Below are 21,432 nucleotides of genomic sequence, written 5' to 3' on the forward strand. Positions count from 1 at the left end.
TTATCCACAGCCCATGGTTTCCACGGAGGTAGAAGATGCAAATCAGCACATCCCGCTTGGGCCGCTCCCTGGCTGCCGCCTGCCTGTGCGCCGCCGTGGCACAAGCGGCGCTGGCCGTCGAGGTGGGCGGCGTCAGGCTGGACGACACGGTGCAGCTGGCCAGCCGCGAATTGAAACTCAACGGCGCCGGCGTGCGCTACAAGGTCATCTTCAAGGTCTACACGATCGCGCTGTACCTGCCGGAAAAGAAAACCCAGCTGGCCGACATCCTGGCGCTGGCCGGGCCGCGCCGCCTGGAAATCGTCATGCTGCGCGACATCACCTCCGACGAGCTGGGCCAGGCCTTCATGCAAGGTTTGAAGCGCAGTTCCGACCAGGCCGACCGCACGCGTCTGCTGAGCCAGACGATGCAGTTCGGCGCCATGTTCGCCATGGTGCCCGGCCTGAAAAAGGGCGACATCCTGACCGTGGACTGGCTGCCGGAAGAGGGGACGTTATGCAAGCTGAACGGCAAACAGGTGGGCGACACGGTGCCGGACCTGGCTTTTTACAATGCGCTGCTGAAAATCTGGATCGGCGCCCATCCGGCCGACACCTTGTTGCGCGCGCATTTGCTGGGAGACATGGCGTAATCGCCTGGCGGCAGGCGTAAAAAAAGCCGGCGCAGGCCGGCTTGTCATGTGCAACAGGCGATCTCAGGCGCGCGTCGACAGGGCGCGCAATTCGGCGGCATTGCTAGGCGACACGCCATCCATCTTGCCCAGGGTGCGCTTCAGGGCTTGCGCTTGACGCATCTGCTGGCGCGCCAGGCGCTCTTCGCGGCTCAGTTTCGGGCGCACCACCAGCATCATGGCGCGGGCGATGCCCACCAGCAAAGGCTTGAACAGCAGGGCGAAGGCGCCCACGGCGACGATCACCAGCACGAGTTGCAGGGCGTTGAGCAGGGATATCTCCAGCACGGGTGCGGATACTGCGTACAGGGCGGAGGCGAAGGTAGACATACTGTTCCAGTGCATTATAGAATTTGCCAGTACTATAGTGCAGTGCAACATATAAATCTAATTCCATTTCTTGATACCAATTATATGAATCGTGAATGGAAAACTGTAATATTTTTTTACGAGTGAAAATATTCGTGCCCGGCGCGGTTTACACTCTTAAGTAATCAATTCAACTTTTATCTTGGGCTTTCCATGAGTTTTCTGACGCTGGATCTGAACTTGCTGCGTGTTTTCGACGCCGTCATGACGGAACAAAACCTGACGCGCGCAGCCGGCCACCTGGCGATGACGCAGCCGGCGGTATCGAACGCCATCAAACGCCTGCGCGAGAGCCTCGGTGACGAATTGCTGATCCGCACGGCATATGGCGTGAAACCCACGCCGCGCGCCGAAGCGCTGTGGCCGTCCGTGCGCTCGGCCCTGGCCAGCCTGGAAGCGGCCGTCACGCCGGAAACCTTCGACGTCTCGAAGACCCACGCCACGTTCCGCATGGCCATGGCCGATGCGACGGCCGCGTTCTGGCTGCCATCCCTGATGCGCTCGATCGAACGGGAAGCGCCGGGCGTCAACGTGCGCATGATGCCGCTGACCACGCGCGAACCGCGTCCCATGCTGCTGCGCGGCGATATCGACCTGGCCGTGGGTTTCTTTCCCGGCGTGGCGGCGCAATTGTCGAGCGAAACGGGTTCGCCCATCCGCCACGAGCGCCTGTATTCCGGCAAGTATGTGTGCGTGATGCGGCGCGGCCATCCGCTGGCCGACAAGGAATTGACTCTGGATAACTACTGCGCGGCGAACCATTTATTGGTGAGCTTTTCCGGCCGCGCGCATGGCTTGATCGACGAAGCGCTGTCGCAGATCCACCGCGAGCGGCGCATCTTGCTGACGGTCAACCAGTTCTTCACGGCAGGGCGCGTGGTCGCCAATTCGGACCTGATCACGGTCTTGCCGCGCCATTTGATCGCCTCGACGGGCATGACGGAGTCCCTGCTGTACAAGGATTTGCCGTTGACCCTGCCGGCCGTCCACCTGGACATGCTGTGGCACGAGCGCGACGCCCGCAGCCCCGCCCACAAATGGCTGCGTAATCATCTGGAAAGCATGAACACGCCCACCTTGCGCACGGCCACGGCGGCCGGCGGCGGCGTGGCGCCCAAGCCGCATATCGAATAAATGATCTGCCAACACCAGAAAAAAACGCCTGATGAATCATCAGGCGTTTTTTTTCATGCATGGCTGCTGGAACGGTAACCAATCCTGAAACCGCCCCAGTGCTTGCCATCAACGTGGATGGGCACGGATAAATCGTGCATGACTTCACCCGTGTCGCGTTTATACGTCTGCAATAAAAACGGCTTGGTGTTGCTGCCGCAGCGCTTGCCCGTGCGGTCGCTGAAGATGCGCTTGGTGCGGTTATGCACCATGTCGGTGGCGTAATCGCCCGTCAGCGGCTGCGAAAATTTCTTGTTGTGCGTGGGAAAATATCCATTGTTGTCGACGGCGCCCGCATACGCCAGGTGGGGCAAGGCCGCCAGCACGCCTTCCTGCAGGTCGGGCAGCACCTTGTCTGTAAATGCGTCGAACTTCGTGTTGTGCTTGGGCGGATTCGTGTTCGGGATGGGGCGGTAGTGGCGGTCAAACAGGGCTTCGCGCGTGATGCGGCCCGACGCGATGGCTTGCTCGAAGAGTTTGCCGACCTCGCGCGCGGCGCGCTGGGCCGCCTCGCGGATCTCGTCGTGCGGCGTGGCCACGCTCGATTCGCCGAGGGCGCCGGCGATCACTTCGGCCCGCTCGGCCAGGGCCATGGCCGACTGCGTGGCGCGCGGCAATTCGGCATTCGTCGACAGCATGCTGTCGCGGATTTGCAGGATGGCGTCGGCGATCAGCTGCGTCGTGTCGACGTGTTCGCGCGAGGCGCGGGCGATTTGCCCGATCTCGTCCTCGGACTCGCCCGACGATTGCTCGATGTGGCTCAGTGAAGCGTGCACGCTTTCCACATTGCGCGCCGCTTCCGTGACGCCCGCCGCCAGCGAACTCATGCCACGCGCGGCCTTTTCCGACTGTTCATTGATTTCGCGCACCATCACGCTGATTTCATCGGAAGCTTCCTTGGTGCGTTGCGCCAATTGCCGCACTTCCCCCGCCACCACGGCGAAACCGCGGCCGTGTTCGCCGGCACGCGCCGCCTCGATGGCGGCGTTCAGCGCCAGCAGGTTGGTGCGCGCGGAAATATCGGAAATGGCTTCCGTAAAGCCCGTGATGCGTTTGGATTTTTCCTGCAGGCTCAGCATGGTGCTGGAGGCGCCCTGCGCTTCCTCGCGTGCGTTATTGATGCGGCGCAAGCCCTGATCCACTTCGGCGCGCGCCGCCACGCTTTCCACGCGCACGCCGGCGGCCACCTTGGCGGCCCGTTCCGCATTGGCGGCAATCTTTTCCGTCATCGCGGCATTTTGTACGGAACTGTCGGCGATGTCGCTGGCCGTGCGCACATCGAGTTCCACCTTCTGTTTGACGGAATCGACAAAATACGAGGTTTCCGCCGCGCCGATCATGATGGCGTCGATGGCGTTGCCCACCGTGTCGGCGAACTGGTGCAAACCCGGCTCGCCGCGCGGACGGCCGGCAAAGGCCAGCAGCGCGGCGCCGATGGCTGCGGCCACGCAGGCGATCAGATAGGGATGCTCGCCACCCGCGAGCAACAGCAGATAGGCCAGGCAACAGGCGACGGCCATGGCCAGGATCGTGAATACAAAGAAACGCACCAGCTGATGCTGCAACTGCTTCATTTGTCCCCCGCTGCGCAAACCCGTCACGTCCCGCCGGGGGACGTGCTGTGACCGTATGCGGGTGGGCACGATTGCCCACCTGGCACCCTGAACGTACGTCTGCGCGGCGTTTCAGGCGGCTACCGGATAGCAGAATTGTAGTTCTACCCTACAACATTTGTTCCGATAGCTCAATCAGAAAAACGGGGCGGCTACACCAGGGTCACTTAATTGGCAATTTGGTGGTGTTTTTGACCTCTTCCATGACGGCATAAGTGTGGGTTTCCCGCACACCTTTCTGCAACAGCGTCTTGCCCAGGAATTCGCGGTAGGCGGCCATGTCCTTGACGCGCGCCTTGACCAGGTAATCGAAACCGCCGGCGACCATATGACATTCCAGTACCTCTGGAATGATTTGTACGCTATGCTTGAAGGCGTCGAACACTTCCGGTGTCGTGCGATCGAGCACGACTTCGATGAACACCAGCAGCGACACGTCGAGCAGCTGCGGGTTCAACTGGGCCGTATAGCCCATGATGTAACCGGATTCGTGCAACTTGCGCACGCGCTCCAGGCAGGCGGCCGGCGACAGGTTCACGCGCGCGGCCAGCTCCACATTGCTGATGCGTCCATCGCTCTGCAATTCCATCAAGATTTTCTTACTGATCTTGTCCAGCATTACCATCACCCCCAAAATTAATATTATTTGGTTAAATTGTCGCATCAAAAACTATCTATTGCTAGCCCCCTGTATTACCAGAATTAATCCATAAGAATCCCCTTTACAATCGAATCATCTTAACGTCCGACTTTCTGTATTTTTTTGCACCAAAAAAGAGCAAGAATTACGTCAGTTTTCGTCCCCTTTTCCTTGTAAAGAGCACTTATGCACCCTGCAGGCCCCTCGGCTTTTACCCCGATTCCTTTTGCTGCGTTCCAGGCAGAAATCCTGCCCGAAGCGACACCACAACGCGCCGCCATCACCGCCGCCTATAGGCGCGATGAGGTTTCCGCCGTGCAGTGGCTGTTGCAACAAGTCCGCCCCAGCAGCACCGAAACGACGGCCGAAGGGCAAGCCTTGGCGCACCGCCTGGTCTCGAACGTGCGCCAAAAACGCACACGCGCGTCCGGCGTCGATGCACTGATGCACGAGTTCTCGCTATCGTCGGAAGAAGGTGTGGCATTGATGTGTCTGGCCGAAGCGCTGTTGCGTATACCCGACAGTCAAACGGCCGACCGCCTGATCGCCGACAAAATCAGCAAGGGCGACTGGAAGAAACATCTGGGCGAATCGCCGTCGCTGTTCGTCAACGCGGCCACCTGGGGCTTGCTGATCACGGGCAAACTGGTCAGTACCAGCAGCGAATCGGGCCTCGGCTCGGCCATGACCAAGCTCATCGCCAAAGGCGGCGAACCGCTGATCCGCAAAGGCGTCGACCTGGCCATGCGCATGCTGGGCAACCAGTTCGTCACGGGCCAGACCATCGAGGAAGCGTTGAAGAACAGCCGCGACAACGAAACGCGCGGCTACCGCTACTCGTACGACATGCTGGGCGAGGCGGCCCTGACACAGCAGGACGCGGCCAACTACTACGCCTCGTACGAAACGGCGATCCATGCCATCGGCAAGGCCTCGAACGGCCGCGGCATCCGCAACGGCCCCGGCATTTCCGTGAAACTGTCGGCCCTGCACGCGCGCTACAGCCGCGCCCAGCGCGCCCGCGTCATGGAAGAATTGCTGCCGAAGGTCAAGGCGCTGCTGTTGCTGGCCAAGCAGTACAACATCGGCTTCAACATCGATGCGGAAGAGACGGATCGCCTGGAACTGTCGCTCGACCTGATGGAAGCACTGGCCTTTGATACAGATTTGGCCGGCTTCGACGGCATCGGCTACGTGGTGCAGGCGTACCAGAAGCGTTGCCCGTTCGCCATCGATTTCCTGATCGACCTGGCGCGCCGCAGCGGCCGCAAGTTCATGGTGCGCCTGGTGAAGGGCGCCTATTGGGATGCGGAAGTCAAACGCGCGCAAGTCGATGGCCAGGAAGGCTATCCCGTCTACACGCGCAAGGTCTACACGGACGTCTCCTACCTCGTGTGCGCGCAAAAACTGCTGGCCGCCAGCAGCCTGATCTATCCACAATTTGCCACGCACAACGCGCAAACCCTGTCGACCATTTATACCTGGGCCAAGCGCGACGGCATTACCGACTACGAATTCCAGTGCCTGCACGGCATGGGCGAGACCTTGTACGACCAGGTCGTCGGCCCCGACAACCTCGACAAGCCGTGCCGCATCTACGCCCCCGTCGGCTCGCATGAAACCCTGCTGGCCTACCTGGTGCGCCGCCTGCTGGAAAACGGCGCCAACTCGTCGTTCGTCAACCAGATCGTCGACGAGAGCGTGGCCATCGATAGCCTGATCCGCGATCCGCTCGAGCAGGCGCGCCTGCAGGGCGGCTTGCCGCACCCGTCGATTCCGCTGCCGCTGGACATGTTTGGCGGCGAACGCAGGAACTCGGCCGGCCTGGACCTGTCGAATGAAGATACCTTGCGCACGCTGGCCACCGGCCTGGCGCAGCAGCAGACATGGCAGGCCGCGCCGCTGATCGATGGCGCTGTCAGCCTGAATGGCCCCACGCACATGCTGCACAATCCGGCCCAGCACGATGATGTCGTGGGCAAGGTCATGGAAGCCGGTCCGGCCGACGTGGAAACGGCGCTGGCCAGCGCCAGCGCGTACGCCATGGATTGGCAAACGACGGAACCGTCGGTTCGCGCGCAAGCGTTACAACGCGCAGCCGACCTGTTCGAGGAACACCATATCGAACTGATGGCCCTGGCCGTGCGCGAAGCGGGCAAGTCCCTGCCGAACGCCATCGCGGAAATCCGCGAAGCCGTCGACTTCCTGCGCTACTACGCGGCGCAGGTGGAACACGCGCCGAACACTCTGGCGCTCGGCCCCGTGACCTGCATCAGCCCGTGGAATTTCCCGTTGGCCATCTTTACGGGCCAGTTGGCCGCCGCCCTGGCGGCAGGCAACGTGGTGCTGGCCAAGCCGGCCGAGCAAACGCCGCTGATCGCCCATCGCGCCGTGCAGTTGCTGCATGCGGCGGGCGTGCCGCGCGGCGCGCTGCAATTTTTGCCCGGCAGCGGGGAAATCGTCGGCGCCGGCCTGTGCAATGACACGCGCGTGAAAGGCGTGATTTTCACGGGCTCGACGGAAGTGGCGCAATTGATCAACCGCAACCTGGTCGCGCGCGCCGTGGCCGAAGGCATCGACATTCCCCTGATCGCCGAAACGGGTGGCCAGAATGCCCTGATCGTCGATTCGTCCGCCTTGCCGGAACAAGTGGTGCAAGACGTCATGTCGTCCGCCTTCGACAGCGCCGGCCAGCGCTGCTCGGCCTTGCGCGTGCTGTTCCTGCAAGCGGAAATCGCCGACAAGACCATCCACATGCTGAAAGGCGCGATGCAGGAATTGCGCGTTGGCAATCCTGACCGTCTGGCCACCGATATCGGTCCCGTCATCGATGCGGAAGCGCAAGGCAATCTGCTGGCGCACATCAACAAGATGAAAACCATGGCCATCGACCATTATTCGCTCGATTTGCCGACCGTCAAAGGCACGTTCGTTGCCCCGACCGTGCTGGAAATCAAGTCCCTGGCACAATTGACGCAGGAAGTCTTCGGTCCCGTGCTGCACGTGATCCGCTACAAGCGGTCCGAACTGCCGCAATTGGTGCAATCGATCAATGACAGCGGTTACGGCTTGACCCTGGGCATTCATACGCGCATCGATGAAACCATCGATTTCATCACCAAGCGCGCACACGTGGGTAATATTTATGTGAACCGCAACATCGTCGGCGCCGTCGTCGGCGTGCAGCCGTTCGGCGGCGAAGGCAAATCGGGGACCGGTCCGAAGGCGGGCGGCCCCCTGTACCTGAAACGCCTGCAGCGCAATGCGCCGGCCGGCGCGCAGCACCAGCGCCAGGCGCCGCCGGCGCTCGACGCGCTGACCGTGTGGGCGAAGATGCATGGCCACGACCAGGTGCAGCAACTGGCGCAGGAATACGCGCGCACCACCTTGCTGGGCAGCACCATCGTCTTGCCAGGCCCGACAGGCGAGCGCAATACCCTGAGCTTTGCCGCGCGCGGCACGATTCTGTGCGCGGCAGCAACGTCCGGCACCTTGATGAACCAGCTGGCCGCAGTCCTGGCCACCGGTAACCAGGCCCTGGTGCTGGCGCAAGCGCCGGATCTGATCCCGGGCGACCTGCCGGCGGCGCTGAAGGATCGCATCCAGGTCGTCAGCAGCCTGGCGTCGGTCCAGCATGATTTCCAGATCGCCATGATCGAGTCCAGCCTCGATGGCCAGCTCAAACCGCTGCTGGCGGCCCGGGAAGGGGCCCTGGTGGCCACCATCGCCACCACGCAGGAGGGTGTCATCCCCCTGTGGCGCCTGGTCGCTGAGCGGGCGTTGTGCGTAAATACGACGGCGGCCGGCGGTAACGCCAGCCTGATGATGCTGAGTGTTTAAAATTTAAGCAGCTGTTGAATGTAAAGAGGGCGGAACCAGTGGTTCTGCCCTTTTTTTATGCACGCTAGCTGAAAAATCAGCCAGCCAGGCGCTGGCACAGCTGTTGAATCACCGTCAACGCATACGGCGAAGCGACGGTGCGCACGAAACGCATGAAGTCGACGGCCGCCTCTTCGTTGGCGTTGTCGGAAATGGTGCGCATGACCGTAAACGGCACGCCCAGTTCAAAACACACTTGCGCCACGGCGGCGCCTTCCATTTCGACGGCCAGCAGGTCGGGGATATCGGCTTTCAGCTGCTTGATATGCGCGGCGCTGCTGATGAACTGGTCGCCGCTGGCGATCAGGCCACGGTGTACTTGCGCGTGCTGCAAGCCAAATGCCTCGATATCGGCCACTTTCAACACGCTGGATACGTCGTCACGCAGGAAATCGCCCGCGGCGCCGGCCAGTTGCGTGCTCAGTTCCAGATCCGTGGCGAAACGTTGCAGTCCCGTCAATGGCACTTCGAAGCGGGGAAATAGCGGTCGGGCATCCATGTCGTGCTGCAGCAGCGCTTCGGCCACGACGATATCGCCCACTTTCACGTGTTTATCCCCACTGCCGGCCACACCGGTGAAGACGATGTGGGTAACTCCGTACTTTTCCACAAGGATAGAAGCTGTCATGGCAGCGGCAACCTTGCCCAGACGCGACAGGACGCACACAGCGTCGATATTCCACAGGGTCCCCAGGGTGTAGTCGCGCATGCCGTGCGAACGCCTCTGGGGGCCTTGCATGGCTTCTACCAGTCCCTGCTGTTCTTCGTGCAAGGCACTGATGATGCCCAAACGCATTTTTTTGTGTGATTGCATGCTGTTTTTACAGGTTTTTTGAATTGCAAGACGGTTTACAGGGCGAAAACAGCCGTTTCGACGACTTTTCCACCGTCCGCGTTTGTCTCTGTGTTTTAAATAAAGATGTATACATAAAAATAGTAGTGATAGTAAACGGCCATTTTTTTGTGGATAAGTCGGTATGCCGTATAAGAATCATCAACTTGGCGTACAAAAAAGTAGGCGCACAAGCATTGTATCCAGCGAGGACTTGTTTGGGATAAAAATCGGCTTGTGGACAAAGATCGACTTTTCCCACATCTCATCCTGTGGATATGCAGGCACTTATCCACACCTGCGAGCAAAAATCGCGGTTTTTCTTGCTCTAGTGGCATGTTTAACGTGTTTCGTCAGCACTGATCCTTGTCTGCCAATCCACCTTGAGCAAGAACGAGCGTCATTCTTTTACGGACGCCGGCATCCAGGTGATTCTTGGAAGACGGTTTGGCAGTGGGTGGCGATGTCGCCGTTGGCTTTTTTTTTGCGGTGTTTTGCCTGTTTTTTGAAAATATCCCCGGACTTCCGCTTTTTTTGTCGGTTTACAATAGATCTATATATAAAAATAGTAGTAATAGTAAACGCGGTTTTTTCTGTGGATAAGTCACTTTTTTTCAACAGGATCAAGCGTTTACGCGCAAAATAAAGCGTGCATAATCGCTGTATCACGCGAGGAGCAAAATTGTATAAAATGCGCGCCTGCGCATAACTTCGCGTTTACGCACAAGTCATCCTGTGGATATCAAGTGACTTATCCACAATCGTCTCAAATTTCCCCTCTTTCCCATATCGAACCGCTTGCTGGCACTGTGCCTGCTCAAGCCTGTTGACGTTTGCATTTTGCAAAACGGTTTGGCAGTGCTGTGCGCGTGATGTTGGCCGTCCCGGTTTTCGTCGCTCAGTTGTTGGCTCGAATTTTTTTTGTCAGTCAAAGCCGTTCGTCGCTTTTTTTTGATGACAGGCTGGCGAATCCTCTCGAAGGCGAAGCACGCGTTGTCGGGTTTACCTTAATAAGTTCGTATACAAGAATAGTAATAGTAGTTAACGGTGCCATCTTCTGTGGATAAGTCCCGATTTATCCTTGTAAACAATCGCTTGGCGTGCGGATAAACGCTGAGTAAGGGTTGTATCTGCCGGGGACGGTTTTGGGATAAAAAAAAGACGTCCAAAAAATTTTTCGTTTACGCACATATCGTACCTGTGGATATCCATACGGTTATCCACAGCTTGAAGGTCCTGTTTTTGAGCTGGCCGTGACGTTCGTGCGTCTCGCGGACCACGATTAATGTCGCCCTGGCCCGGCACTGGTGGTAATCTCAAGGCGGCTTAGCAGCCATGCATGCATGAAGAAAGACAGACTCTGGTAAAGGGACGCGGCGGGGAGACACGCCGCGCGACAGCTTGATGGCATACCGAAAGGAGCTTCATTGGAATCGGCAGGCGAATACGACTACATCATCGTGGGCGGCGGCACGGCAGGTTGCGTGCTGGCCAACCGGCTCACGCGCGACAAGGATGCCAACGTTTTGCTCGTGGAAGCGGGTGGCAAGGACGATTACGTGTGGATCCACATCCCCGTCGGCTATCTGCATTGCATCGGCAATCCCCGCACGGACTGGCTGTATTCCACGCAGGCGGACGCGGGCCTGGGCGGGCGCAGCCTGATGTATCCGCGCGGAAAGGTGCTCGGTGGCAGCTCTTCCATCAACGGCATGATCTACATGCGGGGCCAGGCCGGCGATTACGACCATTGGGCCGACCTGACGGACGACGCTTCCTGGCGCTGGGACAAGGTCTTGCCGTTATTCAAGCAAAGCGAGGATTACTATGGCGGCGCGTCGGAAAATCACGGTGTCGGTGGTGAATGGCGCGTGGAAAAACAGCGGCTATCCTGGGATATCCTGAACGCGTTCCGCGACGCGGCGCAGCAGGTCGGCATCCCGAAAACCAGCGATTTCAATGGCGGCGACAACGGCGGCAGCGCGTATTTCGACGTCAACCAGCGCCGCGGCATCCGCTGGAATACCTCGAAAGCGTTTTTGAAACCGGCAGCGCGCCGCCCGAACCTGACCATCATGACGGGCTGCCACGTGGAACGTCTGTTGCTGGAAACGACGGAAGCGGGGCCGCGCTGCGCGGGCATCGTGTTTACGGGCGGCGGCACGCAATGGCAGGCGACGGCCCGGCGGGAAACCTTGCTGACGGCGGGCGCCATCGGCTCGCCGCAATTGCTGCAATTGTCCGGCATCGGTCCGGCCGCCTTGCTGCGGCAGCATGGCATCGTGCCCGTGGTCGATGCCGCCGGGGTGGGCGGCAATTTGCAGGATCACTTGCAGCTGCGCATGGTTTACAAGGTGCAGGGCGTGAAAACCTTGAATGTGATGGCCAGCAATATCGTGGGCAAGATGCAGATCGGCTTGCAATATGCGCTGTTCCAGAGCGGGCCCATGTCGATGGCGCCGTCTCAGCTGGGGGCGTTCGCCAAGTCCGACCCGCAGCAAGCCACGCCGAACCTGCAATACCACGTGCAACCCTTGTCGCTCGACAAATTCGGCGAGCCCTTGCACGCGTTTCCCGCGTTTACGGCCAGCGTCTGCAATCTGCGCCCCACCTCGCGCGGCCATGTGCACATCGCCTCGGCCGACAGCTATGCGGCGCCGCACATCGTGCCCAATTACCTGAGTACCGAGCAGGACCGCGCCGTGGCGGCCGACGCCTTGCGCCTGACGCGGGCCATCGCCGCCGCGCCGGCGTTAAGTAAGTTTGCGCCGCAGGAATACAAGCCCGGCGTGCAATTCCAGAGCCAGGAAGAACTTGCGCAGGCGGCCAGCCAGATCGGCACCACCATTTTTCATCCGGTGGGCACCTGCCGCATGGGCCTGGCCAGCGATGCGTCGAGCGTGGTCGACAGCACCTTGCGCGTGATCGGCGTGGCGGGTTTGCGCGTCGTCGACGCGTCGATCATGCCGTACATTACTTCTGGTAATACGAACTCGCCGACGGTGATGATCGCGGAAAAAGCGGCGCAAATGATACACGCGGCCTGGAAATAGTTGCGTAAAGGCGCGTGTTTGCGCCATTCGGGCTGGTGAAAAATCCCCGTAGTTATACTGTATTGTGCGTTAAATTTAAGTTGTGTATTATAAAAATGACTAAGTAGTACAAAAAGTACAACTAGGAGACACGATGTCAAACGTAATCTTGGAAACAAGAAATTTGACCAAGGAATTCAAGGGTTTCACCGCCGTGAGCGACGTGAACCTGAAGGTAGAGCGGGGCCATATCCACGCCTTGATCGGTCCTAACGGCGCCGGCAAGACCACGTGTTTCAACTTGCTCACCAAATTCCTGGTCCCAACTTCCGGACAGATCCTGTTTAATGGGAAAGATATCACGGCCGCCAAACCGGCGCAGATCGCCCGCATGGGCGTGATCCGTTCATTCCAGATTTCCGCCGTCTTTCCCCACCTCTCCGTGCTGCAAAATGTGCGTATCGGTTTGCAGCGCCAGCTCGGTACCTCGTTCCATTTCTGGCAAAGCGAACGTGCATTGAACCAGCTCAACGACCGTGCCATGGCCTTGCTGGCCGAAGTTGACCTGACGGAATTTGCCGACACCATCACGGTCGACATGCCGTACGGGCGCAAGCGGGCGCTGGAAATTGCCACCACCCTGGCGATGGAGCCGGAAATGATGCTGCTCGATGAACCGACGCAGGGGATGGGGCATGAAGACGTGCACCGCGTGACGGAATTGATTAAAAAAGTGTCGGCCGGCCGCACCATTTTGATGGTGGAACACAATATGAGCGTGGTTTCCGGCATCTGCGACAAGATTTCCGTCCTGCAGCGCGGCGCCATGCTGGCCGAAGGCAGCTACGCGGAAGTGTCGCGCAATCCGCAAGTGATGGAAGCGTACATGGGCACCACCCACGCGGAACTGGAAGGGGCGCATTGATGGCGACACGAGCGAATGGCGGCGCACCCGCGCTGGAAATTGCACAACTGCACACCTGGTATGGCGAATCGCACATCCTGCACGACGTGAACCTGAAAGTGCAGCCGGGCGAAGTGGTGACTTTGCTGGGCCGCAACGGCGCCGGCCGTACCACCACCTTGCGCGCCATCATGGGCTTGACGGGCGCGCGCACGGGCTCCATCAAAGTCAATGGCGTCGAAGCGATAGGTTTGGCCACGCACAAAATCGCCCACCTGGGCATCGGGTATTGTCCCGAAGAGCGCGGCATTTTCTCCTCGCTGTCGACCGAGGAAAACCTGCTGCTGCCGCCGACCCTGGCCAGCGGCGAGAAGGGCATGTCGGTGGAGGAAATCTACGCCATGTTCCCGAACTTGCAGGAACGCCGCCACAGCCAGGGCACGCGCCTGTCGGGCGGGGAACAGCAGATGCTGGCCGTGGCGCGCATCCTGCGCACGGGCGCGCGCCTGTTGCTGCTCGATGAAATTTCTGAAGGCCTGGCGCCCGTCATCGTGCAGGGGCTGGCGCGCATGATCACCACCCTGAAGGCGAAGGGCTACACCATTGTCATGGTGGAACAGAATTTCCGGTTTGCCGCACCGCTGGCGGACCGGTTTTATGTGATGGAGCACGGTCAGATCGTCGAGACTTTTGCTGCATCCGAACTGGAGGCCAAGATGCCGGTATTGACCGAGCTGCTTGGCGTGTAGTCCCCATGTAGTACGCGTCCATCTTGTACGCGTCATTGTCCAGCAATCGACTGAATAGCAAACAATAATCCCAACGGAGACACTATGAAACGTAACGCTATCGCCATTGCCACCGCCACTCTTTGCGCCCTGGGCTTGTCCAGCGCCGCGCACGCCCAGGTATCGGGCGACACCATCAAGATCGGTTTTATTTCCGACATGTCGGGCGTGTATTCCGACGTCGACGGCCTCGGCGGCGCGGAAGCCATCAAGATGGCGATCGCTGACGCCGGTGTGGTTCTCGCCGGCAAAAAGGTGGAATTTATTTCCGCCGACCATCAAAACAAGGCTGACATCGCCGCTTCGAAGGCGCGCGAATGGTTCGACCAGCAAGGCGTCGACATGCTGATCGGCGGCACCAATTCCGGCGCCAGCCTGGCCATGGCCAAGGTGGCGGCGGAAAAGAAGAAAATCTTCATCGCCATCGGCGCCGGTTCCTCGCGCCTGACGAATGAGGAATGCACGCCTTACACCGTGCATTACGCCTACGACACGGTGGCGCTGGCGCGCGGCACGGGCGGCACCATCGTCAAGCAGGGCGGCAAGAACTGGTATTTCATGACGGCCGATTACGCGTTTGGCCACTCGCTGGAAAAAGACACGGCCGAGGTCGTCAAAGCGGCCGGCGGCAAGGTGCTGGGCAGCGTCAAGCATCCGCTGGGCGCTTCCGATTTCTCTTCCTTCCTGCTGCAGGCGCAAGCGGCCAAGCCGCAGATCCTGGGCCTGGCCAATGCGGGCGGCGACGCCATCAACAGCATCAAGGCGGCCAACGAGTTCGGCCTGACGAAATCGATGAAGCTGGCCGGCTTGCTGATCTTCATCAACGACATCCATTCGCTGGGTTTGAACTTGACGCAAGGCATGTACCTGACCGATGGCTGGTACTGGGACTTGAATGCGGAGACGCGCGCCTGGTCGAAACGCTATTTCGCCAAGATGAAGAAGGAGCCGTCGATGCTGCAGGCGGCCGACTATTCGGCGGCGGCCAACTACCTGAAAGCCGTCAAGGCGCTGGGCACGGATGACACCGAGAAGGTCATGGCCTACCTGAAAAAGACCAAGATCAACGACATGTTCACCCAGAATGGCGAAGTGCGTCCCGATGGCCGCATGGTGCACGATATGTATTTGATGGAAGTGAAGAAGCCGTCCGAGTCGAAATACCCGTGGGATTACTACAAGGTCGTGGCCACCGTGCCCGGTGCGCAAGCGTACGTGACCAAGGCTGAATCGAAGTGTTCGTTGTGGAAGTAACGCGGTAGCCATACCTCCAGCGGATCGCCCGCCTGCGCGCGGGTGGTCCGTCCTGCACGCTCTTCGCCCGCAGGGTTCGCCTTGCGCCGCCGCACCCGTTTGCAGTGGCGCGTTTCCCTTGATACCACACCGCTACCCGGCGGTGCTTTTTATACTGTGATGCCATGGAAATTTTCGGCGTTCCATTACAAGCGATGATGAGCCAGCTGCTGCTGGGTCTCGTCAACGGCTCGTTCTATGCCATGTTGTCCCTCGGTCTGGCCGTCATCTTCGGCTTGCTCAACGTTATTAATTTCTCGCACGGCGCCATGTACATGATGGGCGCCTTCCTGGCCTGGATGGGCCTCAGTTATTTTGACATCAATTACTGGGCCATGCTCGTCATCGCCCCGATCCTCGTCGGCCTGGTCGGCATCCTGATCGAAAAGACCATGCTGCGCTGGCTGTATAAACTCGACCACCTGTATGGCTTGCTGCTGACCTTTGGCATCACCCTGATCATGGAAGGCGTGTTCCGCTCCTTCTATGGCGTCTCGGGCCAGCCGTATGCCGTGCCCGAAGCGCTGGCCGGCGCCACCGACCTCGGTTTCATGATCCTGCCGAACTATCGCGCGTGGGTGGTGATCGCTTCGCTTTCCGTGTGCCTGGCCACCTGGTTCGTCATCGAAAAAACCAAGTTGGGCGCCTACCTGCGGGCCGGCACGGAAAACCCGAAACTGGTGGAAGCGTTCGGCATCAACGTGCCGCTGATGGTGACGTTGACGTTCGGCTTCGGCGTGGCGCTGGCCGGTTTCGCCGGCGTGCTGGCCGCGCCCATCATCCAGGTCTCGCCGCTGATGGGCTCGAACCTGATCATCGTCGTGTTTGCCGTGGTGGTGATCGGCGGCATGGGTTCCATCATGGGCTCCATCCTGACGGGCCTGGGCCTGGGCGTGATCGAGGGCCTGACCCGCGTGTTCTACCCGGAAGGCTCGGCCACCGTGGTGTTCGTGGTGATGGTCATCGTGCTGCTGCTGCGTCCCGCCGGCCTGTTCGGCAAAGAAAAGTAATCCTCATCAGTCATGTATTGGAGCTACCACGATGAATAAGAATGTAGGCTACGCCATTGCCTTGCTGCTGGCCTTGGCGGCCCCGTTTTACGGCTATCCCGTCTTCCTGATGAAGTTGCTGTGCTTTGCCCTGTTTGCCTGCGCTTTCAACTTGCTGATCGGCTATACCGGCTTGCTGTCGTTCGGCCATGCGGCCTTCTTTGGCGGCGCCGGCTACGTCACCGGCTACGCGCTGCGCACCTGGGGCTGGCCAACGGAACTGGGCTTGCTGGCCGGCGTCGCCACGGGCGCCTTGCTGGGCCTGGTGATCGGCGGCCTGGCGATCCGCCGCCAGGGCATCTACTTCACGATGATCACGCTGGCGCTGGCGCAGATGGTTTACTTCCTGGCCTTGCGCCTGCCGTTCACGGGCGGCGAGGATGGCTTGCAGGGTGTTCCACGTGGAACCTTGCTGGGCACGCTAGACCTGGGCAATGACACCGTCCTGTACTACGTCGTGCTGGCCATTTTTGTCGCCGGCTTCGCCCTGATCGTGCGCACCATCCACTCGCCGTTCGGCCAGGTGCTCAAGGCGATCAAGGAAAACGAACCGCGCGCCATCTCGCTCGGTTACGACGTCAACAAGTACAAGCTGATGGCCATCGTGCTGTCGGCCTCCTTGGCCGCGCTGGCCGGCGCCACCAAGACGCTGGTGCTGGGCTTTGAGACGTTAACCGACGTGTACTGGGGCATGTCGGGCCTGGTCGTGCTGATGACCTTGGTGGGCGGCATGGGCACCTTGTCCGGTCCCATCCTCGGCGCCGTCTTGATCATCGCGCTGGAAAACAAGCTGGGCGATGTCGGCACCTATCTGGCCACCCACACGGGCATCGAGTGGTTCGGTACCCTGGGCGAATCGGTGGGCATGGTGACCGGCGTGATCTTTGTCATCTGCGTGCTGATGTTCCGGCGCGGCATCGTCGGCGAAGCCATCGCGCGCTTCGGCGGCAGGCCAGCCAAAGCCGCTGTCTGATTTTCAAGCAACGCCGGACGGATCGTCCGGCGTTTTTCATTGTGCGTCCACTGTTACCTTAACGGAGAGAACCACCATGCAAACGACGATCACGCGCGCGGGGAGCGGTCTGTGTACCCTGCTGGCGTTGGCAGCCTGCGGCAGCAACCATGCGCCGGAAGAACTGAACCAGATGCCCGGCTACCTGGGCACCATCACGCGGGCCGACTACGACGGCAAGACGAACGACTTGTTGACGGCCGGCCTGGGCAAGACGGGGCTGGCCGGCGCCACGCCCGCCTATGCGAACGTGGAACAGCCGACGCCGCTTGAGCTGCGCCGCAATGCGATCTACGCCAACTACCGCGCCGTGCTCGACATTGCCGCCAACAGCGGCTACGGCACCCTGTACGGACCGAATGTCGATGCCTCCGGGAACGTGGGCGCGGGCGAGGGCCTGATCGCGGGCAGTGAATACATCGCGTACGCCGACGATGGCACGGGCAAGAAGAATGTCACCCTGATGGTGCAGGTGCCGGCCAGCTTCGATCCCGACCACGCCTGCATCGTCACGGGCACGTCCAGCGGTTCGCGCGGCATCTACGGCGCCATCGGCAGTTCCGGCGAATGGGGCTTGAAGAAGGGCTGCGCCGTCGCGTATGCCGACAAGGGCTCCGGTACGGGTCTGTATGTGTTCGAGGACGACAGCGTCAACCTGCAGAACGGCGTGCGCGCGGGCAGGGTGGCCGCCGGCAAGAACGCGCACTTCGCGCCGGACTTGAGCGACGCCGACCGGCTGGCCTGGGCCGCCGCCAACCCGAACCGCATCGCCTTCAAGCATGCGCACTCGCAGCAGAATCCGGAGAAGGACTGGGGCAAGGTCACCTTGCAGGCCGTCGAGATGGCGTATTACGTGTTGAACGAGCGCTATGGTGTGTTGGCCCGCGACGGCAGTTCGCGCGTCGTGCGGCTGACGCCGAAGAACACCATCACGATCGCGTCCAGCATCTCCAACGGCGCCGGCTCGGCCTTGCTGGCGGCGGAACAGGATAGCAAGGGCTTGATCGGCGGCGTGGCCGTCAGCGAGCCGCAGGTCCAGCCAGCAGCGTCAACCGCCTACAGCGTGCGGCAGGGCGGGGCGCTGGTCGCCAATCCCGGCCGTGCGCTATTCGACTACGCCACCTATGCGGCCCTGTATCAGCCGTGCATCGCTTCCGTGGCCGGCAATGCGGGACGCTGCGCGGCGCTCGTCAGCAAGGGGCTATTGAACGGCGCCGACCTGGCGGCGCAGCAGGCGGACGCGAAGCAGCGCTTGCGCGCGTATGGCTGGTTAGTGGATTCCGATCCGCTGCAGGCCGCGCACGCGGGCACGAACATCCTCGTGGCCGTTACATATGCCTATGCCTACGGAAAATTTTCCGTGACGGACAAGGTGTGTGGTTTCACGTTTGCGCAGACGGACGGCAGCGGCAATCCGGTCGCCTTCACCTCGGCGCAAAAGGCGGTCAGCTTTGCCGCGCAAAACGGCATCCTCGGCAGTGTCGTGTACGAGAACAGCGTGGGCGGCGCCAGGGTGTACACGGCCGGCGTGTCGCCGTCAACCAGTCTGGCGGACCAGTCGCTCGACGGCTTCCTGTGCCTGCGCAGCCTGGCGACGGGGCGTGACACCGTCAGCGGCGCCAACCTGGAAGCTGCCCTGGCCGGGCAAAGCGTGCGCGTACGTGCCGGCATGGCCGAGGTGGCGGCCAGCGGCAAATTGAACGGCAAGCCGGCCATCATCGTGCACGGCCGCAGCGACACCCTGATTCCCGTCAATCACGCTTCGCGTGCCTACTTGGGACTGAACGCAGCGGTGGACGGGACGAATAGCCAGTTGCGCTATATCGAGGTGACCAACGCCAACCACTTCGATTCCTTCAGCAGCGCCTTGCCGACCCTGATCGTGCCCTTGCATGTTTACCTGAACCGGGCGCTGGACGCCATGTATGCGCACCTGACTGCCAAGCAAGCCTTGCCGCCATCGCAAGTGGTGCGCACGGTGACGCGCGCCGATGCATCGACCCTGATCACGAACGTCAACGTGCCGGCCATTGCGGCGACGCCGGCGGCCGGCAATGTGATCGGTGTGACGGGGACACAGGTGGATATTCCCAACTAAGGCGGGCGGTATCGGCATGCAAGCCAAGGCCACGTTTCACGTGGCCTTTTTTATTCCCAGGCCGTATCGGGGATGTGGCCCAGTCCCTGGAAGACAGGTTTGCAAAACCAGTAGCCCTGCATCAGGGAAATGCCGCAGCTGGCCAGGAAGTCGCGTTCGGCGCGCGTCTCGATGCCTTCGGCCAGCACGCGGATACCGAGATCACGGCATAGGCTGGCGATGGCCCGCACGATCGCCTGGCGCGGCGCCTGCGTATCGATCCCGCGCACCAGGTCCATATCGATCTTGATGATGTCGGGCTGGTATTCGGCCAGCAGGTTCAAGCCTGCATAACCGGCGCCGAAATCGTCAATGGCCGTCTGGAAACCGAAGCGCCGGTAGGCGCGGAAAATCTCGACCAGATGGGGCCGGTCCTGCACCCGCTCGCCTTCCGTCACCTCAAAGATGATTTTATCTGTGGGGAAGTTATGCAAGGTGGCCGCTTCCAGGGTGCTGCGGATGCACACTTCGGGACGGTAGACGGCGTTGGGCAGGAAATTGATCGATAGAAAGCCCTGCATGCCCAGCCTGGCAGCGCCGGCCACGGCCTTGACCCGGCATGCCTGGTCGAAGCGGTAGCGGTTGTGGTCATTGACTTGCGCCAGCACGCTGGCCGCGCTTTCGCCGGTGGGGCCGCGCACCAGCGCTTCGTGCGCATAGATGCTGCGCGTGGCGAGGTCGACGATGGGCTGATACGCGTACTCGAAGGCAAAGGAGAGCGGCGCGCCGTCATGGCAGCCGGCACACGCGCCGTGGGGAAAGCGGGTGCCGTCGGGATGAATGGCGATGTCGGGAGGCGTCATGGCATGAGGATAGCAGGGTGGGGTGGCGGAGTCCGTCTGCTGGCTCACAGTGCGGCAGCATAGATGGCGCGGGCATCGCCGCGCGTGACGGGCCGGGGATTGTTGCCCAGCAAGCGCGTCTGCAGCATGGCTTCATCGGCCAGGCGGTCCAGGTCGCTGGCGGCGATGCCTACCTCGCGCAGGGTGCGCGCGATGCCGGTGGCGCGGGCGAGTTCCTGCATGGCGTCGATCAGGGCCACGGCCCGCGCTTCCTCGCTGCCCGTGATACCGGGATGCAAGACGGCCGCCAGCTGCGCGTACAGGGGCGCAGCGTGGGACAGATTAAAGCGCAGCACGTGCGGCAGCACCAGCGCATTCGACAAGCCGTGTGGCACGTGGAACAAGCCGCCGATGGGATAGGCGAGCGCATGCACGGCGGCCACGGGCGCGTTGGCAAACGCCTGGCCGGCCAGCATGGCGCCCAGCAGCATGGCCTGGCGCGCCGGCAAGTTGGCGCCATCGCGGCAGGCGGTGACGATGTTGGCGTGCAGCAGCGACAGCGCCTGGGTGGCCAGCATGTCGGACAGGGGATTTTTCAACACGCGGCTGGTGTACGCTTCGATGGCGTGCACCATGGCGTCGATGCCGGTGGCGGCCGTCACGGAGGGCGGCAAGCCCAGGGTCAGGCTGGCGTCGAGGATGGCCAGGTCCGCATACAGTTGCGGCGCCACCACGCCCATTTTCGTGGTGGCGCCCGTGGTGACGATGGCGATGTGCGTGACTTCCGAACCCGTGCCGGCCGTGGTCGGCAATTGCACCAGCGGCAGGCGCTGGCCGTGGACATTGCCGATGCCATACAGTTGCGCCAGTTCCTGGTGGCCCGGCGCCAGCACGGCGATCAGTTTGGCCACGTCCAGCGAGCTGCCGCCACCGAGGCCGATAATCAGTTCCACGTGAAACATCCGCGCCTGGGCCACGCCGGCCAGCACGATGGCTTCGGGCGGATCGGCTTGCACGTCGGAAAAAACATGGGTGTCGATGCCTGCCGTCCGCAAGCTGTGCAGGGGAGCATCGGCCAGTCTCGTGCGCAGGAAGCCTGCATCGGTGACGAGCAGGGCCCGGCGTACCGAGGGGAAGTGATGGGCGATATGCGCGCCCAGCTGGGCGGCGGCGCCCCCTTCAACGATTAAATGCGGCACGGTGCGGAACTGGAAGGCGGGCATGCGGACTCCTGACAGTGAGGACGGAAGTCCAGCTT

The 21,432-nt window shown here is 61.1% G+C and carries 16 protein-coding genes; 10 read left to right on the top strand and 6 right to left on the bottom strand.

Annotated features, from left to right (window positions below; all coding sequences use genetic code 11):
- The first annotated feature begins 35 nt into the window (after positions 1-35).
- Positions 36-632 (top strand): chalcone isomerase family protein, encoded by a 597-nt coding sequence (locus GCN78_RS09620; RefSeq protein WP_152251523.1) that lies wholly within the window; start codon positions 36-38, stop codon positions 630-632.
- A gap of 63 nt (positions 633-695) precedes the next feature.
- Here the strand turns inward: GCN78_RS09620 and GCN78_RS09625 are convergent, their stop codons facing one another.
- Entirely contained in the window at positions 696-1,001 is a 306-nt protein-coding gene (locus tag GCN78_RS09625; protein ID WP_152251524.1) for a hypothetical protein, read from the bottom strand.
- 192 nt (positions 1,002-1,193) lie between these two features.
- Here GCN78_RS09625 and GCN78_RS09630 point away from each other — a divergent pair, with 192 nt between their 5' ends.
- Positions 1,194-2,174 carry a LysR family transcriptional regulator gene (locus GCN78_RS09630; protein ID WP_034752642.1) on the top strand — a complete coding sequence of 327 codons (981 nt, stop codon included), beginning with the start codon at positions 1,194-1,196 and terminating at the stop codon, positions 2,172-2,174.
- A 53-nt stretch (positions 2,175-2,227) separates the two neighbouring features.
- Here the strand turns inward: GCN78_RS09630 and GCN78_RS09635 are convergent, their stop codons facing one another.
- On the bottom strand, positions 2,228-3,787 hold the full coding sequence (locus tag GCN78_RS09635) for a methyl-accepting chemotaxis protein (protein ID WP_152251525.1): 1,560 nt from the start codon (positions 3,785-3,787) through the stop codon (positions 2,228-2,230).
- Between the two features lie 202 nt (positions 3,788-3,989).
- A complete protein-coding gene (locus GCN78_RS09640) occupies positions 3,990-4,445 on the bottom strand; it encodes an Lrp/AsnC ligand binding domain-containing protein (protein WP_010393827.1) in 456 nt (151 codons plus the stop codon).
- Positions 4,446-4,652: 207 nt separating this feature from the next.
- On the opposite strand from GCN78_RS09640, the gene putA reads away from it, so the two are divergent.
- The gene (gene putA / locus GCN78_RS09645) at positions 4,653-8,306 is read left to right on the top strand and encodes a trifunctional transcriptional regulator/proline dehydrogenase/L-glutamate gamma-semialdehyde dehydrogenase (RefSeq protein WP_152251526.1); all 3,654 of its coding nucleotides are present in this window, start codon (positions 4,653-4,655) and stop codon (positions 8,304-8,306) included.
- A gap of 76 nt (positions 8,307-8,382) precedes the next feature.
- Here putA and GCN78_RS09650 read toward each other — a convergent pair whose 3' ends face one another.
- Positions 8,383-9,141 (bottom strand): 5'-methylthioadenosine/adenosylhomocysteine nucleosidase, encoded by a 759-nt coding sequence (locus GCN78_RS09650; RefSeq protein ID WP_193316684.1) that lies wholly within the window; start codon positions 9,139-9,141, stop codon positions 8,383-8,385.
- 1,463 nt (positions 9,142-10,604) lie between these two features.
- On the opposite strand from GCN78_RS09650, the gene GCN78_RS09655 reads away from it, so the two are divergent.
- From GCN78_RS09655 to GCN78_RS09685, 7 genes are all read left to right on the top strand, one after another.
- On the top strand, positions 10,605-12,230 hold the full coding sequence (locus GCN78_RS09655) for a GMC family oxidoreductase (protein ID WP_152251528.1): 1,626 nt from the start codon (positions 10,605-10,607) through the stop codon (positions 12,228-12,230).
- 133 nt (positions 12,231-12,363) lie between these two features.
- Positions 12,364-13,134, top strand: coding sequence for an ABC transporter ATP-binding protein (locus tag GCN78_RS09660; RefSeq protein ID WP_034752653.1), 771 nt, complete (start codon positions 12,364-12,366; stop codon positions 13,132-13,134).
- Positions 13,134-13,862, top strand: coding sequence for an ABC transporter ATP-binding protein (locus tag GCN78_RS09665; protein WP_152251529.1), 729 nt, complete (start codon positions 13,134-13,136; stop codon positions 13,860-13,862). The genes GCN78_RS09660 and GCN78_RS09665 overlap by 1 nt, the downstream gene beginning before the upstream one ends.
- A gap of 84 nt (positions 13,863-13,946) precedes the next feature.
- Positions 13,947-15,155, top strand: coding sequence for an ABC transporter substrate-binding protein (locus tag GCN78_RS09670; RefSeq protein WP_099665952.1), 1,209 nt, complete (start codon positions 13,947-13,949; stop codon positions 15,153-15,155).
- A gap of 164 nt (positions 15,156-15,319) precedes the next feature.
- Positions 15,320-16,204: a branched-chain amino acid ABC transporter permease gene (locus GCN78_RS09675; protein WP_070288905.1), complete on the top strand. Its 885-nt coding sequence runs from the start codon at positions 15,320-15,322 to the stop codon at positions 16,202-16,204.
- 31 nt (positions 16,205-16,235) lie between these two features.
- Positions 16,236-17,216 carry a branched-chain amino acid ABC transporter permease gene (locus tag GCN78_RS09680; RefSeq protein ID WP_152251530.1) on the top strand — a complete coding sequence of 327 codons (981 nt, stop codon included), beginning with the start codon at positions 16,236-16,238 and terminating at the stop codon, positions 17,214-17,216.
- A 76-nt stretch (positions 17,217-17,292) separates the two neighbouring features.
- A complete protein-coding gene (locus GCN78_RS09685) occupies positions 17,293-19,353 on the top strand; it encodes a 3-hydroxybutyrate oligomer hydrolase family protein (protein WP_152251531.1) in 2,061 nt (686 codons plus the stop codon).
- 50 nt (positions 19,354-19,403) lie between these two features.
- On the opposite strand, the gene GCN78_RS09690 is transcribed toward GCN78_RS09685, so the two are convergent.
- Positions 19,404-20,195 carry an EAL domain-containing protein gene (locus GCN78_RS09690; protein ID WP_152251532.1) on the bottom strand — a complete coding sequence of 264 codons (792 nt, stop codon included), beginning with the start codon at positions 20,193-20,195 and terminating at the stop codon, positions 19,404-19,406.
- A 44-nt stretch (positions 20,196-20,239) separates the two neighbouring features.
- On the bottom strand, positions 20,240-21,397 hold the full coding sequence (locus GCN78_RS09695) for an iron-containing alcohol dehydrogenase (protein ID WP_152251533.1): 1,158 nt from the start codon (positions 21,395-21,397) through the stop codon (positions 20,240-20,242).
- Between the last annotated feature and the right edge of the window lie 35 nt (positions 21,398-21,432).

The sequence above is a fragment of the Janthinobacterium rivuli genome, assembly GCF_009208735.1.
GTDB lineage: Bacteria > Pseudomonadota > Gammaproteobacteria > Burkholderiales > Burkholderiaceae_D > Janthinobacterium.

Bases quoted from the DNA above. Each gene is read 5' to 3' on its own strand.
- GCN78_RS09620 (WP_152251523.1), top strand. From the start codon at position 36: ATGCAAATCAGCACATCCCGCTTGGGCCGCTCCCTGGCTGCCGCCTGC.
- GCN78_RS09625 (WP_152251524.1), bottom strand. From the start codon at position 1,001: ATGTCTACCTTCGCCTCCGCCCTGTACGCAGTATCCGCACCCGTGCTG.
- GCN78_RS09630 (WP_034752642.1), top strand. From the start codon at position 1,194: ATGAGTTTTCTGACGCTGGATCTGAACTTGCTGCGTGTTTTCGACGCC.
- GCN78_RS09635 (WP_152251525.1), bottom strand. From the start codon at position 3,787: ATGAAGCAGTTGCAGCATCAGCTGGTGCGTTTCTTTGTATTCACGATC.
- GCN78_RS09640 (WP_010393827.1), bottom strand. From the start codon at position 4,445: ATGCTGGACAAGATCAGTAAGAAAATCTTGATGGAATTGCAGAGCGAT.
- putA (WP_152251526.1), top strand. From the start codon at position 4,653: ATGCACCCTGCAGGCCCCTCGGCTTTTACCCCGATTCCTTTTGCTGCG.
- GCN78_RS09650 (WP_193316684.1), bottom strand. From the start codon at position 9,141: ATGCGTTTGGGCATCATCAGTGCCTTGCACGAAGAACAGCAGGGACTG.
- GCN78_RS09660 (WP_034752653.1), top strand. From the start codon at position 12,364: ATGTCAAACGTAATCTTGGAAACAAGAAATTTGACCAAGGAATTCAAG.
- GCN78_RS09665 (WP_152251529.1), top strand. From the start codon at position 13,134: ATGGCGACACGAGCGAATGGCGGCGCACCCGCGCTGGAAATTGCACAA.
- GCN78_RS09670 (WP_099665952.1), top strand. From the start codon at position 13,947: ATGAAACGTAACGCTATCGCCATTGCCACCGCCACTCTTTGCGCCCTG.
- GCN78_RS09675 (WP_070288905.1), top strand. From the start codon at position 15,320: ATGGAAATTTTCGGCGTTCCATTACAAGCGATGATGAGCCAGCTGCTG.
- GCN78_RS09680 (WP_152251530.1), top strand. From the start codon at position 16,236: ATGAATAAGAATGTAGGCTACGCCATTGCCTTGCTGCTGGCCTTGGCG.
- GCN78_RS09685 (WP_152251531.1), top strand. From the start codon at position 17,293: ATGCAAACGACGATCACGCGCGCGGGGAGCGGTCTGTGTACCCTGCTG.
- GCN78_RS09690 (WP_152251532.1), bottom strand. From the start codon at position 20,195: ATGACGCCTCCCGACATCGCCATTCATCCCGACGGCACCCGCTTTCCC.
- GCN78_RS09695 (WP_152251533.1), bottom strand. From the start codon at position 21,397: ATGCCCGCCTTCCAGTTCCGCACCGTGCCGCATTTAATCGTTGAAGGG.